This window comes from Paraburkholderia sp. BR10872 (assembly GCF_040965835.1).
In the GTDB taxonomy this organism is placed as follows: domain Bacteria; phylum Pseudomonadota; class Gammaproteobacteria; order Burkholderiales; family Burkholderiaceae; genus Paraburkholderia; species Paraburkholderia nodosa_A.
The window spans coordinates 22,757-36,306 of record NZ_JBFRCN010000048.1; the positions used below are offsets into that span (position 1 = coordinate 22,757).

Genomic DNA, 13,550 nt, shown 5'->3' on the forward strand with positions numbered 1-13,550 from the left:
GCGGGTCACGACGCGGCGCGCGTGGCTTCGAGCGGCGCGGCGGGTTTGCGCGGGGCGGGCGGCGCCGCGCGCAGGTGGCGCGACAGCCGTTGCTCGACGAAGCCGATCACGCGCACGACCACGAAGTTCAGGAACAGGTAGATCAGCGCGGCGCACGTAAATACCTCGGTGGTGCGATAGGTCTGCTGAATGATCTGCTGCGCGACCCCCGTCACTTCCCAAACGGTGACAAGGCTAGCCAGCGCCGTCGACTTGACGAGCAGCACGGCTTCGGTCGAATACGCGGGCAGGCACTGACGCAGCGCGATCGGGCCGATCACGCGGCGCAGCAGGGCGAAGCCGGAAAGGCCGATCGAGTAGCCGGCTTCGATCTGCCCGACGGGCACCGCCATGAGGCCGCCGCGGATGATCTCGGCCGTGTATCCCGCCGTGCACAACGCGAGCGAGAGGACCGCGCAGACATAGGGTTCGCGCAACACGGGCCACAGAAAGCTTTCGCGAATCACGCCGAACTGACCGAGGCCGTAATAGACGAGGAACATCTGGATCAGCAACGGCGAGCCGCGAAACACGAGAATGTAGGCGCGCGCAAAACGGTTCGGCAGCCAGTGCGGCGAGACGCGCATCGTGACGATCACGAGCGAGAGCAAGCCGCCCAGCACGAGCGACGCGAAGAAAAGGCCGAGCGTCGTCGGCACGGCGCCGATGAGCTGGCGCATCGTGTCGAGCAGGAACGCGAAATCGATATGCATGAGTGTGCGCTCCCCGATCAGTTGCGCGCGAAGTTGCGCTTGAACGAGCGGCCAACGACCGCTTCGGCGCGACCGAAGACACGGTTCGACACACCCGTCATGGCGAGATAGAGCAGACCGCCGACGACGAAGAAGAGGAAGTACTGGTGCGTCGAGCCCGCGGCGATCTGGCTCGCCCGCAGCAACTCGGCGAGCCCGGTGACCGAAATCAGCGCGGAATCCTTGAGGCTCAGTTGCCAGACGTTGCCGATGCCGGGCAGCGCGTAGCGCAGCACCTGCGGGATCAAGATCCGGCGAAACAGCGTGAGCGTCGGCATGCCTATCGCGCGAGCGGCTTCGAGTTCGCCGCGTGCAACGGCGAGCACGGCTGCGCGATAGACCTCGGCCTGATAAGCGCCCGAAATCATGCCGACCGCGAACGCGCCGACGGCGAAGGGCGGCACGCCGACGAATCCGTCGGCGCCGAACCACTGACCGACGGTGGTGACCAGGGAAGAGCCGCCGAAGTAAAACAGATAGATGACGAGCAGTTCGGGCACGCCGCGAAAGACGGTCGTGTAGAAGTCGCCGAAAACGCGCAGCACGCGCAAGCGCGAGAGTTTTGCCGCGGCAATGAGCGCACCGAACACGGCGCCGATTGCCAATGCGGCGAGCGTGAGCACGACGGTCATCAACGCGCCGAGGAGCAGAACGCTGCCCCAGCCGTCCGGACCGAGGCCGAGTGTGTTGAATAGCGATAACAGAGACATGGCAGGGATCCAGGCGGGTCGGGAAGCGAAGGCGCGCGTCAGGCGCGGCGCGCGCCGCCAGGGTGCGATGCTTACGGCGTCACGTCGGTCTTGAACCACTTCAGTGCGAGCTTCTTCACGGTGCCGTCGGCAAGGGCCGCCGTGATCGCGCTGTCGAACTTCGCCTTCAGGTCGGCGTCCTGTTTGCGGAACGCGAGACCTTCGCCCGGTCCCCAGATCGGACCGGCAATCATCGTGCCGGCGATTACCACGGGCGACTTGTCGGCGTTGGCGGTGTAGTAGGTCACGTCGTCGAACGTGGCGTCGATGCGGCCGTTCGTGAGATCGAGATCACGCTCGGGCGCGGTCTTGTACACGCGCACTGACGCGACGTCCTTGAAGTTGGCGTTGATGAAGCCGGTGTACACCGTGCCCGACTGGATGCCGATCGTCTTGCCCTTCAGCGCCTTGCGCATCGACTCGATGGCGGGCGCGTTGCTGCGCGAGTCGGCGTCGAGCTTCAGAGGCGTCGTGTTCGGGCCGCCCTTGGGCAGGATCTTCGGATCGGAGACGGCGAAGGTTGCCGGGGTGGCCGCATAGGGCTTCGAGAATGCAATGATTTTCTCGCGATCAGGCGTGATCGAGATCGCATCCATCAGGACATCGAACTTGCCCGCCTGCAGGCCCGGAATCATGCCGTCCCAGTCCTGGGCGACGAGCTTGCACTGGATTTGTGCACGCGCGCACAGGTTTTCGACGAGTTCGGGTTCGAAGCCGCCAAGCTTGCCGCCCGGCAATGTCAGGTTCCAGGGCGCATAGCTGCCGTCGAGCGCGATCGTCACGCTTTTCCATTCCTTCGCGCCGGCACTGCCGCTTCCAAGCAGCGTGACGCCGAGTGCTGCGCCAATCAGCGCTTTTGCCAGCCGGGTGTACTTCGCCTGCATGACCATGCTCCTTTGTCGGTGGGTACCGTGGACCCGTGGGGACGTTCATTCGTTCGTGCGACTTGCATAGACAAGCATGGAGAGAAAAGAATTTGAGCGCAAGAGAATTTCATAAATCCCGACTCATGGAAAACCCTGTGAATGGGCGTGGACTTTCGATGAATTCGCGCTTGTGGCAAGTCGAGTCGTCGTTGCGACATGGGCTGTTGCGGTCATTGGAATACCTCCTTAATTGTCTAGTCATTTCAAAAGTGAGACCTGCCTGGGAGTTCGGCGGCTGCATGGTGCACAACCCCGGCTACGACTTCAACGACCAGGTGCTGCCGCTCGGCGCGGCGTGCTGGGTGCGGCTCGCGCAGCGGTTTCTCGTCGCGTGACGCGGCGCAAGTCGTTAGTCGTTCGAATCATCGGCGTGGGCGGCCAGCAGATCGGGCGTCAGGCCCAGCCGCTCGCGCAGATCGGCCCAGCCGCGCGGCGTGACCTGCACCGCGCGCGACGCACGCGTACGCCGCATCCAGCCGCGTTCGCACAGCAGCGTGAGAAAGGCCACGCCGAGCGGCCCGGCCAGATGATGCTGGCGCTCGGTCCAGTCGAGGCATTGGCGCGCAATGCCGTGACGCCCCGGCTTGAGCGCGGCGACGTCGAGCCCGAGTTCGCCGAACCATGTCTGCCCCGCGGGCGTCACCGCGAAGCGTTTGTCCGCTTGCGCCGTGATGAGCCCCGCATCGGTGAGGCGCTCTGTGATCGCCACGCCGACCTGGCCCGCGAGATGGTCGTAGCAGCAGCGCGCGAAACGCAGGTCCCGCGCCTCGCGGCCAAGCGGCTTGCGGCGCACCGGCGCGCGCGCGCCGACCGCCGCGAGGTTTTCGAGCAAGGTGGCGACCTGGGCGTCCGCGAGCCGGTAGTAGCGGTGGCGGCCTTCCTTTTCCACGGCCAGCAGCCCGCCGTCGAGCAGTTTCGCCAGATGGCTGCTCGCCGTTTGCGCGGTCACGCCGGCCGCGTAAGCCAGTTCGCCGGCGGGCAGCGCGCGGCCATCGGCGAGCGCCATCAGCATCGCGGCGCGCGCGGGGTCGGCGATCAGGAAGGCCGTGGCCGACACCCTCGGGTGCGTGTTCGTGCCATTCATGCGTTTCTCCAAATCATACGCATAGCGTAACGCGCGAGCAGGATCGCATGTTTCGATACGCATCGAAGCATCGCCACTGCCGCGCGTCCGATACTGGGCTCGTGACCGGCGCCCAACGCGCGCCGGCGTAGCGGGAGAGCCTATGCAAATGCACGAGACGCACCGGACTCAAGAGACGCACAGCCGGGAACAGCAACGCCGGGTGCTCTGGGCCACGAGCATCAGTTATGTCGTGGTGATCCTCGACACCTCGATCGTCAATGTCGGGCTCGAGCGCATCGGTGCGAGCCTTGCGGGCGGCGTGGCCGGCCTGCAATGGGTCGTGAACGCCTATACGCTCGCGTTCGCGAGCCTGCTGCTTTCGGGCGGCACGCTCGGCGACCGGCTCGGCGCGCGCCAGGTCTACACGGCCGGGCTCGCGGTCTTCACGGCGGCTTCGGCGTGGTGCGGCGCCGCGCCGAGCCTCGCGCTGCTCACGCTCGGACGCGTGCTGCAGGGCATGGGGGCGGCACTGCTCGTGCCTGCATCGATGGCGCTCATCAACGGCGCATGCGCCAACGCGCGCGAGCGTGCCGCCGCCTTCGGGGTGTGGGCCGGGCTGGGCGGCGTCGCGATGGCGGCGGGTCCGTTGCTGGGCGGCGTGCTGATCGGGTTCGTCGGCTGGCGCAGCATCTTTCTGCTCAACGTGCCGGTGTGCCTCGCGGGCATCGTCATGGCCGCGCGCGTGGCGCCGCAGCCGCGTCCGGGCGCGCCGCGCCGGCTCGATCTCGCGGGCCAGGCGGCGGCCATCGCGGCACTGGCGCTGCTCAATGCCGCCATCATCGAGGCGCCTGCGCACGGCTGGCGTGCCCCGGTCGTTGCGGGCGGTCTCGTGCTGGCGTGCGGAGCGGCGATCGCTTTCGTCGTGCTCGAAAAGCACCGCGCGCAGCCGATGCTGCCGCTCGGCTTCTTCCGCGAGAGCGTGTTCAGCGCGGCCGTGCTGCTCTCGATGATTTCGGCGTTCACGTTTTACGGTCTGCTATTCGGACTCAGTTTGTATCTCCAGCAGGAGCGCGGCTATGCGCCGTTGCACGCGGGCCTCGCCTTCCTGCCGCTCACCGTGGTGGTGCCGCTCGGCAGTCTGCTGTCGCGGCGCGCCGTGGCGTGGCTCGGGCCGCGCGCGCTCGTCGCGCTCGCCTGCCTGCTCGCGGCGGCGGGCTATCTCGGCGCGGCGGCGTGCGGCACGACGGCGCGCTACGACTTGCTGGCCTTGCCGCTGCCGGCCATCGGCTTCGCCGCGAGCCTGATCACGCCCGCGGCCACGGCGGCGCTCATGGCGACGGTCGATCAGGGCCGCGCTGGCATTGCCGCTGGCGTACTCAACGCGGCCCGGCAGACCGGTGCGGCGCTCGGCGTGGCCGTGGCGGGCGCCATGATCGCGGGGCGCGCGTCGATCGGCGCGGGCATGCGCGTGAATCTGCTGATCGCCGCCGTGCTTTCGGCAGGCGCGGCGTGGGTGTGGTGGCGTGCGTGGTCGCACCAGGCGGCGCACGGCGCCCGGTCGCATGGCGCGAAGAAGGCGCGTGGCGGGTAGCCTTGCGCCTGACGCCTCACCCGCGCGCCCTGGATCATCCGCTGCGGATTCTGGGATAAAGTGCCGTTGCATGCATCGCGCATTCGCGCGGACCGTGCGCCATAGGAGGAGTTTGTCATGGCCGAATACGGGCAACATCCCTCATCCGTGCTGGCGCTCAAGAGCGTCCACGACTTCGACACGACGATCGCGCGCCTGAAGACCGCGCTGGCCAAGGCGGGTGCGGATATCTTCGCCGACGTCGACCAGCGCGAAGCCGCCGAGACCGCCGGGCTCAGCCTGCGCCGCACGCGCCTCATCCTGTTCGGCAATCCGAAGGCGGGTACGCCCGTCATGGCGGCCAACCCGCACGCGGCGGTGGAGTTGCCGCTGCGCATGGTGATCTGGGAAGACAACGAGGGGCACACGCGGCTCGACTATCGCGACGTCTCGCAGACGCTCGGCCCGCTCTACGGCATCGACGCCGAAGTGCTCGTGCCGCTGCAGCGCGTGGTGGGGCTGCTGCAGACCGCCGTGCAATAAGCGGCAAACGAACTGCGCGCCTCACGCCAGTCCCTTGGGCCGGCGCCTGCGCCCCCATCTTCGGCAGGCGCTTAAAAAATTGACAGCCGCGGCGCGCTTCGCTTAACGTAGGTGCCTTGCGACTTCGCCCGGCAAGCGGGCGAACGCGTAGCCCGCCGCTGCCTCGATCCGCCGATGACCTCCCGCGCAGAAGACCCCGACGATCCGCCACGCGATCGCGCCGGGGCGTCCGACTCGACTCCCGCTTCCCCACTCACGGCATCGCCTGCGGCTGCCGCCACGCAGCGACTCCCCCGAAATCCGCACGATGCCGATGTCGAGCAACACTGGCGGCGCAATCTCGCGGTCTGCGTGGTGGGCTCGTTCACGACGCTCGTCGCCATGACGCTGATGCTGCCGTTCCTGCCGCTCTACGTGGAAGAACTGGGCGTGCACGGCCACGCGTCGATCGTGCAGTGGTCGGGCATCGCGTACAGCGCGACGTTCTTCACGGCCGCGCTCGTCGCTCCCCTGTGGGGACGCCTCGGCGACCGCTACGGCCGCAAGCCCATGCTGGTGCGCGCGAGCCTCGGCATGGCGGTCACGATGTCGCTCATCGGCATGTCGCGCAATATCTGGCAGCTCGTGGCGCTGCGTTTGCTCGCGGGTTTCGCCGGCGGCTATTCGTCGGGTTCGACCATCCTCGTCGCCACGCAAACGCCGCGTCACCGTTCGGCGTGGGCGCTCGGCGTGCTGTCGTCGGGCGTCATGGCCGGCAATCTGATCGGGCCGCTCGTGGGCGGCACGCTGCCGCCGCTCATCGGCCTGCGCGCCACGTTCTGGGTGGCCGGCGCAACGATCTTCGCGGCCTTCATCGCGACCTGCGTGTTCGTGAAGGAAGCGCCGCGCCCCGCGCGCGTAGCGCATGCGGCGCAGAAGGGCGGCTGGTCGGCGCTGCCCGACAAGCGCCCGATCGTCGCCATGCTCGTGACCGGCATGCTGCTGATGCTCGCCAACATGTCGATCGAACCCATCATCACCGTGTATGTGGCGACGCTCGTGCACGACCCTGCGCGCGTGACGTTCGTCGCGGGCCTCGCGATGTCGGCGGCGGCGCTCGGCAGCATCGTCGCGGCTTCGCGACTCGGGCGCGTGGCGGACCGTGTGGGGCACGCGAAAGTGATCGTCGCGGCCTTGGCGGCCTCGGCATTGCTGCTCGTGCCGCAGGCGTTCGTCACGGCGGGCTGGCAACTCGTCGTGCTGCGCTTTCTCATGGGCGTGTCGCTCGCGGCGCTGCTGCCGTGCATCGCGACCGTCATTCGCCACAACGCGCCGGACCATGCCGCGGGCAGCGTGCTCGGCTATTCGGTGTCGGCGCAATTCGCGGGGCAGGTGCTCGGGCCGCTGATCGGCGGCTTCGTCGGCGGGCATCTGGGCATGCGCGCCGTGTTCCTCGGCACGAGCCTGCTGATGCTGGCGGGCGCGCTGTTTACGTGGCGCGCGGTGGGTTTCGCCCGGCGCGCGTAACGCGGCGGCGATGCCGCGCGCAGGCATTCGAAGTGTGAGAGGCGAGGGCGGCGGATCTTGCGCGCCGCCGCCTCGGGTTCATCGGCGCTCGTTCAGCGGGCGCGCTTCAGTGACCAAAAAACACGTCGCAGTCGGGACGCGGCCAGCACATCTTGCCCGTGCGATGGCCCGAGGCACTATGCGTATCGGGCGTGCCGCCATACGACATGTCGGTGCTGGCTTGAGCCGAAGCATCGGCGTCGTCGGTCATCGTCTGATGCGCGCGTTCCTGCGAAACGGGTTCGTCCTTCGCGCGCGCCGTGCCGGGCGCAACGGCTGCCACGGCCGCCACGCATGCGGCGATCAATGCCAGGCGTAATGTCATATCAACCTCCTTTCTCGAGTTCGTGAGTGCGCCTTCGCGGCAATGACGACGTCACTGCGGGATAACGGCGGAATGAATCCGCGGCGAAGGTGCGCGCGAGCGAGAGGCAAAGCCTGAAGCCGCACACTCATCTGGAAAGTCGGGATGCCTGCGCGCAGCGCACGGCTGCCGAACGTCTTAGCTCACTGCTCACGAAAGAAGCGCGCCCACGCATTCGGGGGCGGCACAGCGCGGCGCGGCGCAAGAAGAAGGGGCGCGCGGGCGCAGAGAACATCCGCACTGTGCTTTCAGTTATAGCTCGCGCCGCACGGAGTGCAATCGGCTCAATCCCGGCCCCGCGCGCGGAGCGAATCCAGGGCCGAATCCAGAACCCCGCACACACCGCCCCTCCAGCGATTCTTTCGGTTCTGAAAATAACTGAAAGTATTCGGAAATTAAACGGTCGCCGTGTAGTCATCTTGCGATGCTGTAATGCGCTCGCTCTGATGTGAGAGGCGCATTGGCGCCCGTTCGCAGGATGGATGGGCGCCGCCTGTACGGCGCGGCGCCAGGGCGCACTGATGCGCGCCGCGTCTGAGGGACTCTACGCCGGGCACGCAGTTGAACTCCGCGGCGTTCGGCTTTTCCTTTTCGTGGTATTTCGCAAAGCTAGATCGAATCATGTCCGAGCTCTCCACTTCGCCGACACCGTCTTCACCCAAACCGCGCAGTGCGGCGAGCCCCACGCGGGTCGTCCTGCGCGCCGCCGCTGCCGTGATCGCGGTCGGCGCACTGGGTTTCTGCGCCTACGCCGTGGCGTTTCCGGCCAACGTGCCCGAAGCCGTGGGCGAGGTCGTCGAGAACCTGACGGGCGCGAATCCGCACCCGGTGGTGCTGCAGCGCCCGCCAGTCGCACCGCTTTCGGCGATGGCGCAGCTCGGCAAGCAGCTCTTTTTCGATCCGGCGCTCTCGGGCTCCGGTCAGCAGTCCTGTGCTTCGTGCCATAGCCCCGATCGTTCGTACGGTCCTCCCAATGGGCACGACGTGCAGATGGGCGGCCTCGCGATGAACCAGCAGGGTTATCGCCCGCCGCCTTCGCTCATGTATCTGTACCGCCAACCGAACTTCAGCATCGGTCCGGACCAGGGTGAAGCCGATGACGCGCCGACGGTCGTCCAGCAGGCCAGCGCCGCCGCCGACGTCGTGAAGTCGCAGAAGGTGGCGGGCGGCGCATCGACCTCCGTGGAGATGGTGCCGCAGGGCGGCCTGTTCTGGGACGGCCGCGCCGACACGCTGCAGCAGCAGGCGTATGGCCCGCTGCTCAATCCTGTGGAAATGGCGGACACGAGCATCGAACAGGTGGCGACGAAGCTCGAGAAGGCGCCGTATGCGAAGCACTTCACGGAACTGTTCGGCGACCGGATCTTCAGCGACCCGAAGCTGGCCGTGGCGGAGGCGATGTTCGCAATCTCGCGCTACCAGGTCGAAGATCAGTCGTTCCACCCGTATAACAGCAAATACGATCGCTGGCTCGAAGGCCACGCGCGCCTCTCGCAAGCGGAGCTGCGCGGCCTGCGTCTCTTCAACGACCCGAACAAGGCGAACTGCGCGGGCTGCCACCTCTCGAAGCCCGGCAAGGACGGCCTGCCGCCCATGTTCACGGACTACCAGTACGAGGCGCTGGGTGTGCCGCGCAACAACAAGCTCGCGCAGAACAAGGACCCGCACTTCTTCGATCTCGGCGTGTGCGGCCCGTTCCGCTCGGACTTCAAGGACCAGACGCAGTACTGCGGCATGTTCCTCACGCCGACGCTGCGCAATTCGGCCACGCGCACGGTGTTTTTCCATAACGGCGCGTACCACAACCTCGACGACGTGATGGCGTTCTACAACGATCGCAATACGGACCCGGGCAAGTTCTATCCGCACGGCCCCGACGGCAAGATCGACAAGTACGACGATATTCCGCCGCAGTTCCGGAAGAACGTGGACGTGACCGATGCGCCGTTCGACCGCAAGTTCGGCGACAAGCCCGCGATGACGCCAGGCGACATTCAGGACATCATCGCGTTCCTCAAGACGCTCAACGACGATCCGGTGCCATCGAAGCAATGAGCGGGGCGGGGCAACCCGTCCTCGCAAAGTAAAAGGAGCGTGTCCGGCATTCGCCAGGACACGCTCCTTTTTTTACCTATGCGCCACCAGCCCTTACTTGTCCCCATGGGCAAGATGAATCGTGACGATCACGGAGGCGTCGTCGAGCGCTTCCAGCGCATGCGTTTCGCCGCCGCCGAGCAAGAGCATGTCGCCGGCGTGCATGGTGCGCGGGTCGCCGTTCACGAAGAAGCGGATCACGCCTTCCACGCACTGCACCGTGATCTCGCCGGGCACGCTGTGCTCGGGCAGGCGCTTGCCTGCGGGCAGCACGATGCGCATGACTTCGAGTTGCTGCGCGCGGATCAGGGTGGTCGACTTCGCATTCTTGAGCGCGCCGCCTAGCGGTCGCACGTCGAAGACCTCACCCGGCGCGGCATGGGGGATGGCCATGACAGCCTCTCAAACGAGCTTCGCGTTGAGCGTGATCTTCGCGTTGTTGGCGAAGAGCTTCGACACCGGGCAGTTCTCCTTGGCGCCCTTCGAAAGCTCGTCGAACTTCGCTTGATCGATGCCGGGAATCTTTGCCGTCATGTCGAGCTGGCAGCTCGTGATGGCGAAGCCTTCGCCCACCTTGTCGAGCGTAACGGTCGATTTCGTCTCGATGCTCTCGGCCGTGAAGCCCGCCTGGGTGAGAAAGAGCGAGAACGCCATGGTGAAGCAGCCCGCGTGCGCCGCGCCGATCAGCTCCTCGGGATTGGTGCCGGGACCGCCTTCGAAGCGCGAGGCGAAACCATAAGGCGCTTCCTTGAGCACGCCGGTTTGCGTCGAGATCGTGCCCTGTCCGTCCTTGATGCCGCCGTGCCATTTTGCCGATGCCGTCTTTTGCATGATGTCGCTCCGCGAGGTTGGGTGAAGGACGTGCAGGGCGCGCAATTTGCGTACCGCCGCAAGTCCTGCAGGGTTGGGTTCAGGGTTGCTTCGGCTGCCATTCGCCCGCGTACCAGGCGGAGGCCGCGTCGATTTCCTCGGGCGTCATGTTGCGCGCGATGTTGCGCATCTGTTCGGAGATGTCGTTATGGCGCGTACCGTTCGCGAACGCGAGCAACTGCGCCTTCGTGTACGCGGCCGGGAGGCCGTCGAGCCACGGGCTGCCGATCTTGCTGTCCACGCCGCCATGGCAGGACGCGCATGCGGGAATATTGCGCAGTGGTGCGCCGTGCGCCACGATGGCGGGCGCGCCGCCATGCAGGTGTGCGATCGGCTGCAGCGAGGCGTAGTAGGCGGCGAGGTCGCGCATGTCCTGGTCGGACAGATCGCGCGCCATGGGCGACATCACCGCGTTCTGGCGGGCGCCCGTCTGGAAGTCGTGCAGCTCCTTGAAGACCACGATGGCGAACTGGCCCGCCAGATTCGGCGAATTGGCCATGCTGATGCCGCGCGGGCCATGGCACATCGTGCAGCGCAGGGCGAGCGTCGCGCCGCGGCCAACCGAGAGCGTCGTCGCGCCATCGAGCATGTGCGGCGTGAGTTCGACCTGGCTCAGCGGGTAGCCCGGCGGCACCGCCGATCCGACCGGGTGCCAGTCGCGCGGCACGCCGGCCGCGCTGCAGATCGCCGTCCAGATGCCCTGAAAATACGGGTCGCTCTTGGCAGAAGGCAGCCAGATGAAGCCGATCAGCACGGAGACGACGAACACGACGATCGCCGTGCCCACGCCCGCGCGAAACCACACATTGCGAAACGAGAACAGGCGTTCGTCGCTCATCGCTGTGCTCCAATCGGGATCGCGGGCACGGCCGATTCGGGCGTTGCCAGCAGTTGCGCGATCGGGTAGCCATAGTTGGTGATCGTGAGGGCGACCATCAGCACGACCCACAGCCCGAAGCTATTGAGCGCCACCGGCAGCGTGGCCGACTCGTGCACCGGCTTGCTGAAGCGATATTCCTCGGGCGCGGCGGCCTCGCTGCGATGCCCCTGCAGCAGCACGAGGAAGAACAGCACCGCCGAGGTTACGAGGATCAGGCCGCCAATGGCCGAGAGCACCACGAGCGCGCCCTGGCCCGCGAGCGCCGGGTCGCTGTAGTCGTAATAGGCCATGCGCCGCGGCATGCCCATGAGGCCGACCAGGTGCCACGGGAAGGTCGTCACGATCATGCCGATGAACCACAGCCACAGCTGCCAGCGCATGAGGCGCCAGTTGTTGAGCGCGCGGCCCGTGATCTGCGGCCACAGGTCGTAGGCGATGGCGAAATACATGATGACGATCGCGCCGCCATAGATCAGGTGAAAGTGGCCCGTGATCCACTGCGTGTTGTGTACGGGCTGGTCGAGCTGGTAGCTCATGTTGATGAGGCCGCCCGCGCCGCCAAACCCGAGCATGACGAACGAGAACGCCACGGCCAGCATTTGCGGGTTTTGCCACGGCAGCTTCGCGATCCAGCCGAACGGCCCCTTGCCGCCGCGCAGCCGCCCGGCGATTTCGAGCGACGCGCAGATCGTGAACACGGTGAGAAGCGTGGGCACCGAGACGAGCGCCGTGAACACCGACTGCACGAACTTGAAGCCCGAGCCCACCTGCGGATCGGTGAACAGGTGGTGAATCCCGATGGGCATGGCCACCACGAGAAACAGGATGAACGAGATGCGCGCCATCACGTCGCTGTAGAGCCGGCCGCCGATCGCGCGCGGGACGATCGTGTAGTAGGCGATATAGGCGGGCACGAGCCAGAAGTAGACGATGGCGTGCAGGGTCCAGGAGAAGAACACGCGCGCGAGGCCCGCGTCGATCGTATTGCGCCAGCCGAAGGCCACGGGCAGGATCTGGAACAGCACTTCGATGGCTGCGCCCACCGCGGTCCAGCCCCACAGATACGCGCCCGCCGTAGTCGCGAACATGGCGAGCGGCAGCGGTTTGCCGGGATTCTCGCGTTTCCATTTCGCGGTGTTGATGCCCATCAGCGCGACCCAGACCCACGAACCCACCACGACGAGCACGACGCCCAGGTAATAGAACACGTTGCCGATCATCGGCGGGTAGAACGTGTAGAGCACGGAGGCGAGGCCGAGCGCCACGGGCACCGAGGCCGTGACGGCGCCGAGCGCGAGCAGGATGAAGCCAAGCCAGGCCCACTTCACGCCCACGAGCGGGCGCTTGAGCGCCAGTTCGCTGACCGCGTAGCCGAAGCCCATCGCGATGAGCGTGGGAAACACATAACCCATCACGGTGCCGTGCTCCGTGACCGAGCGGTAGTACAGCTCGGGGTCGTTGAGCCACGGATGCAGCGGGCTGCGCACGAACATCTGCCACGCGCCGAGCAGCAGCGCCACGCCGAAGACGATGAACGCGAGCCAGAAGTGGGCGAGTACGAGTCGCTTGTTATTTAACACAGCTGAGTCTCCGCGCGGAATTGCCTGCCTGATTCGCCATCTGCATGAAGGCATCGCGGTCGATGACCTTCACGTGGGCCCACATGCCCTGGTGGCCCGTGCCGCAGTATTCGTGGCACGGCATGAGGTGGTCGGAGGGTTTGTCGAAAGTCGTGCGGAACGTCGAGATGTAGCCCGGCTCGACCATCGAGTTCAGGTTGGTATCCGTGACGAGGAAGCCGTGCACGACATCGGCGCTCGTCGCGCGGAACGTAATGGGCGTGTTCGCCGGGACGAGAATGCACTGCGGCGTGAACGAATATTGCTGGGCGAGAATGCGCACCGTCACGGAGCCGTCGGTTTCCACGGCGCTGCCGAGGTTCGATTCGACGAATTCGCCGGACACGTGCAGCGTTTGCGGATTGACGAGCTCCACGCGCGAGGGCGGCATCATGGCCCAGTGCAGGCCCGTGAATACCACCATGGCCACGAGCAGGCAGACGAACGCCACCATGAGCGTCGCCCAGCGGCGCTCGACGCGCGCGGCGACTTCGGCACTGGCATGGTTATCGAGCGGATTCGACATGAGGCCG

General features: G+C 66.5%; 14 protein-coding genes. 4 read left to right on the plus strand and 10 right to left on the minus strand.

Features of this window, described 5'->3' with window-relative positions; all coding sequences use genetic code 11:
* Positions 1-5: 5 nt before the first annotated feature.
* The 4 genes from AB4Y43_RS30015 to AB4Y43_RS30030 form a co-directional block, all read right to left on the minus strand.
* Positions 6-752, minus strand: coding sequence for an ABC transporter permease subunit (locus tag AB4Y43_RS30015; protein ID WP_342946249.1), 747 nt, complete (start codon positions 750-752; stop codon positions 6-8).
* A 17-nt stretch (positions 753-769) separates the two neighbouring features.
* Complete coding sequence (locus tag AB4Y43_RS30020; RefSeq protein WP_069267091.1) at positions 770-1,501, minus strand: ABC transporter permease; 732 nt, start codon at positions 1,499-1,501, stop codon at positions 770-772.
* Between the two features lie 71 nt (positions 1,502-1,572).
* A complete protein-coding gene (locus AB4Y43_RS30025) occupies positions 1,573-2,424 on the minus strand; it encodes a transporter substrate-binding domain-containing protein (protein WP_342946248.1) in 852 nt (283 codons plus the stop codon).
* Positions 2,425-2,815: 391 nt separating this feature from the next.
* Entirely contained in the window at positions 2,816-3,550 is a 735-nt protein-coding gene (locus AB4Y43_RS30030) for an ArsR/SmtB family transcription factor (RefSeq protein ID WP_368729456.1), read from the minus strand.
* Positions 3,551-3,692: 142 nt separating this feature from the next.
* Here AB4Y43_RS30030 and AB4Y43_RS30035 point away from each other — a divergent pair, with 142 nt between their 5' ends.
* The 3 genes from AB4Y43_RS30035 to AB4Y43_RS30045 all read left to right on the plus strand — a co-directional run bounded on the left by AB4Y43_RS30035 (position 3,693) and on the right by AB4Y43_RS30045 (position 7,151).
* On the plus strand, positions 3,693-5,123 hold the full coding sequence (locus tag AB4Y43_RS30035; RefSeq protein ID WP_368729457.1) for an MFS transporter: 1,431 nt from the start codon (positions 3,693-3,695) through the stop codon (positions 5,121-5,123).
* Between the two features lie 117 nt (positions 5,124-5,240).
* Positions 5,241-5,645, plus strand: a complete 405-nt coding sequence (locus AB4Y43_RS30040; protein ID WP_069267088.1) for a DUF302 domain-containing protein — start codon at positions 5,241-5,243, stop codon at positions 5,643-5,645.
* Between the two features lie 174 nt (positions 5,646-5,819).
* Positions 5,820-7,151, plus strand: coding sequence for a multidrug efflux MFS transporter (locus AB4Y43_RS30045; protein ID WP_368729458.1), 1,332 nt, complete (start codon positions 5,820-5,822; stop codon positions 7,149-7,151).
* A gap of 106 nt (positions 7,152-7,257) precedes the next feature.
* Here the strand turns inward: AB4Y43_RS30045 and AB4Y43_RS30050 are convergent, their stop codons facing one another.
* On the minus strand, positions 7,258-7,515 hold the full coding sequence (locus tag AB4Y43_RS30050) for a hypothetical protein (RefSeq protein ID WP_368729459.1): 258 nt from the start codon (positions 7,513-7,515) through the stop codon (positions 7,258-7,260).
* Positions 7,516-8,175: 660 nt separating this feature from the next.
* Between AB4Y43_RS30050 and AB4Y43_RS30055 the strand changes: the two genes are divergently transcribed.
* Positions 8,176-9,609 (plus strand): cytochrome-c peroxidase, encoded by a 1,434-nt coding sequence (locus AB4Y43_RS30055; protein ID WP_368729460.1) that lies wholly within the window; start codon positions 8,176-8,178, stop codon positions 9,607-9,609.
* Positions 9,610-9,702: 93 nt separating this feature from the next.
* Here AB4Y43_RS30055 and AB4Y43_RS30060 read toward each other — a convergent pair whose 3' ends face one another.
* From AB4Y43_RS30060 to AB4Y43_RS30080, 5 genes are all read right to left on the minus strand, one after another.
* Positions 9,703-10,041 (minus strand): cupin domain-containing protein, encoded by a 339-nt coding sequence (locus AB4Y43_RS30060; protein WP_069267084.1) that lies wholly within the window; start codon positions 10,039-10,041, stop codon positions 9,703-9,705.
* Positions 10,042-10,050: 9 nt separating this feature from the next.
* Complete coding sequence (locus AB4Y43_RS30065; protein WP_042260258.1) at positions 10,051-10,479, minus strand: OsmC family protein; 429 nt, start codon at positions 10,477-10,479, stop codon at positions 10,051-10,053.
* 79 nt (positions 10,480-10,558) lie between these two features.
* Positions 10,559-11,356: a cytochrome c gene (locus tag AB4Y43_RS30070; RefSeq protein ID WP_368729461.1), complete on the minus strand. Its 798-nt coding sequence runs from the start codon at positions 11,354-11,356 to the stop codon at positions 10,559-10,561.
* Positions 11,353-12,978: a b(o/a)3-type cytochrome-c oxidase subunit 1 gene (locus AB4Y43_RS30075; protein WP_368729462.1), complete on the minus strand. Its 1,626-nt coding sequence runs from the start codon at positions 12,976-12,978 to the stop codon at positions 11,353-11,355. The genes AB4Y43_RS30070 and AB4Y43_RS30075 overlap by 4 nt, the downstream gene beginning before the upstream one ends.
* Positions 12,968-13,543, minus strand: a complete 576-nt coding sequence (locus AB4Y43_RS30080) for a cytochrome C oxidase subunit II (RefSeq protein ID WP_342946241.1) — start codon at positions 13,541-13,543, stop codon at positions 12,968-12,970. The genes AB4Y43_RS30075 and AB4Y43_RS30080 overlap by 11 nt, the downstream gene beginning before the upstream one ends.
* Positions 13,544-13,550 lie beyond the last annotated feature (7 nt).

Bases quoted from the DNA above. Each gene is read 5' to 3' on its own strand.
- AB4Y43_RS30015 (WP_342946249.1), bottom strand. From the start codon at position 752: ATGCATATCGATTTCGCGTTCCTGCTCGACACGATGCGCCAGCTCATC.
- AB4Y43_RS30020 (WP_069267091.1), bottom strand. From the start codon at position 1,501: ATGTCTCTGTTATCGCTATTCAACACACTCGGCCTCGGTCCGGACGGC.
- AB4Y43_RS30025 (WP_342946248.1), bottom strand. From the start codon at position 2,424: ATGCAGGCGAAGTACACCCGGCTGGCAAAAGCGCTGATTGGCGCAGCA.
- AB4Y43_RS30030 (WP_368729456.1), bottom strand. From the start codon at position 3,550: ATGAATGGCACGAACACGCACCCGAGGGTGTCGGCCACGGCCTTCCTG.
- AB4Y43_RS30035 (WP_368729457.1), top strand. From the start codon at position 3,693: ATGCAAATGCACGAGACGCACCGGACTCAAGAGACGCACAGCCGGGAA.
- AB4Y43_RS30040 (WP_069267088.1), top strand. From the start codon at position 5,241: ATGGCCGAATACGGGCAACATCCCTCATCCGTGCTGGCGCTCAAGAGC.
- AB4Y43_RS30045 (WP_368729458.1), top strand. From the start codon at position 5,820: ATGACCTCCCGCGCAGAAGACCCCGACGATCCGCCACGCGATCGCGCC.
- AB4Y43_RS30050 (WP_368729459.1), bottom strand. From the start codon at position 7,515: ATGACATTACGCCTGGCATTGATCGCCGCATGCGTGGCGGCCGTGGCA.
- AB4Y43_RS30055 (WP_368729460.1), top strand. From the start codon at position 8,176: ATGTCCGAGCTCTCCACTTCGCCGACACCGTCTTCACCCAAACCGCGC.
- AB4Y43_RS30060 (WP_069267084.1), bottom strand. From the start codon at position 10,041: ATGGCCATCCCCCATGCCGCGCCGGGTGAGGTCTTCGACGTGCGACCG.
- AB4Y43_RS30065 (WP_042260258.1), bottom strand. From the start codon at position 10,479: ATGCAAAAGACGGCATCGGCAAAATGGCACGGCGGCATCAAGGACGGA.
- AB4Y43_RS30070 (WP_368729461.1), bottom strand. From the start codon at position 11,356: ATGAGCGACGAACGCCTGTTCTCGTTTCGCAATGTGTGGTTTCGCGCG.
- AB4Y43_RS30080 (WP_342946241.1), bottom strand. From the start codon at position 13,543: ATGTCGAATCCGCTCGATAACCATGCCAGTGCCGAAGTCGCCGCGCGC.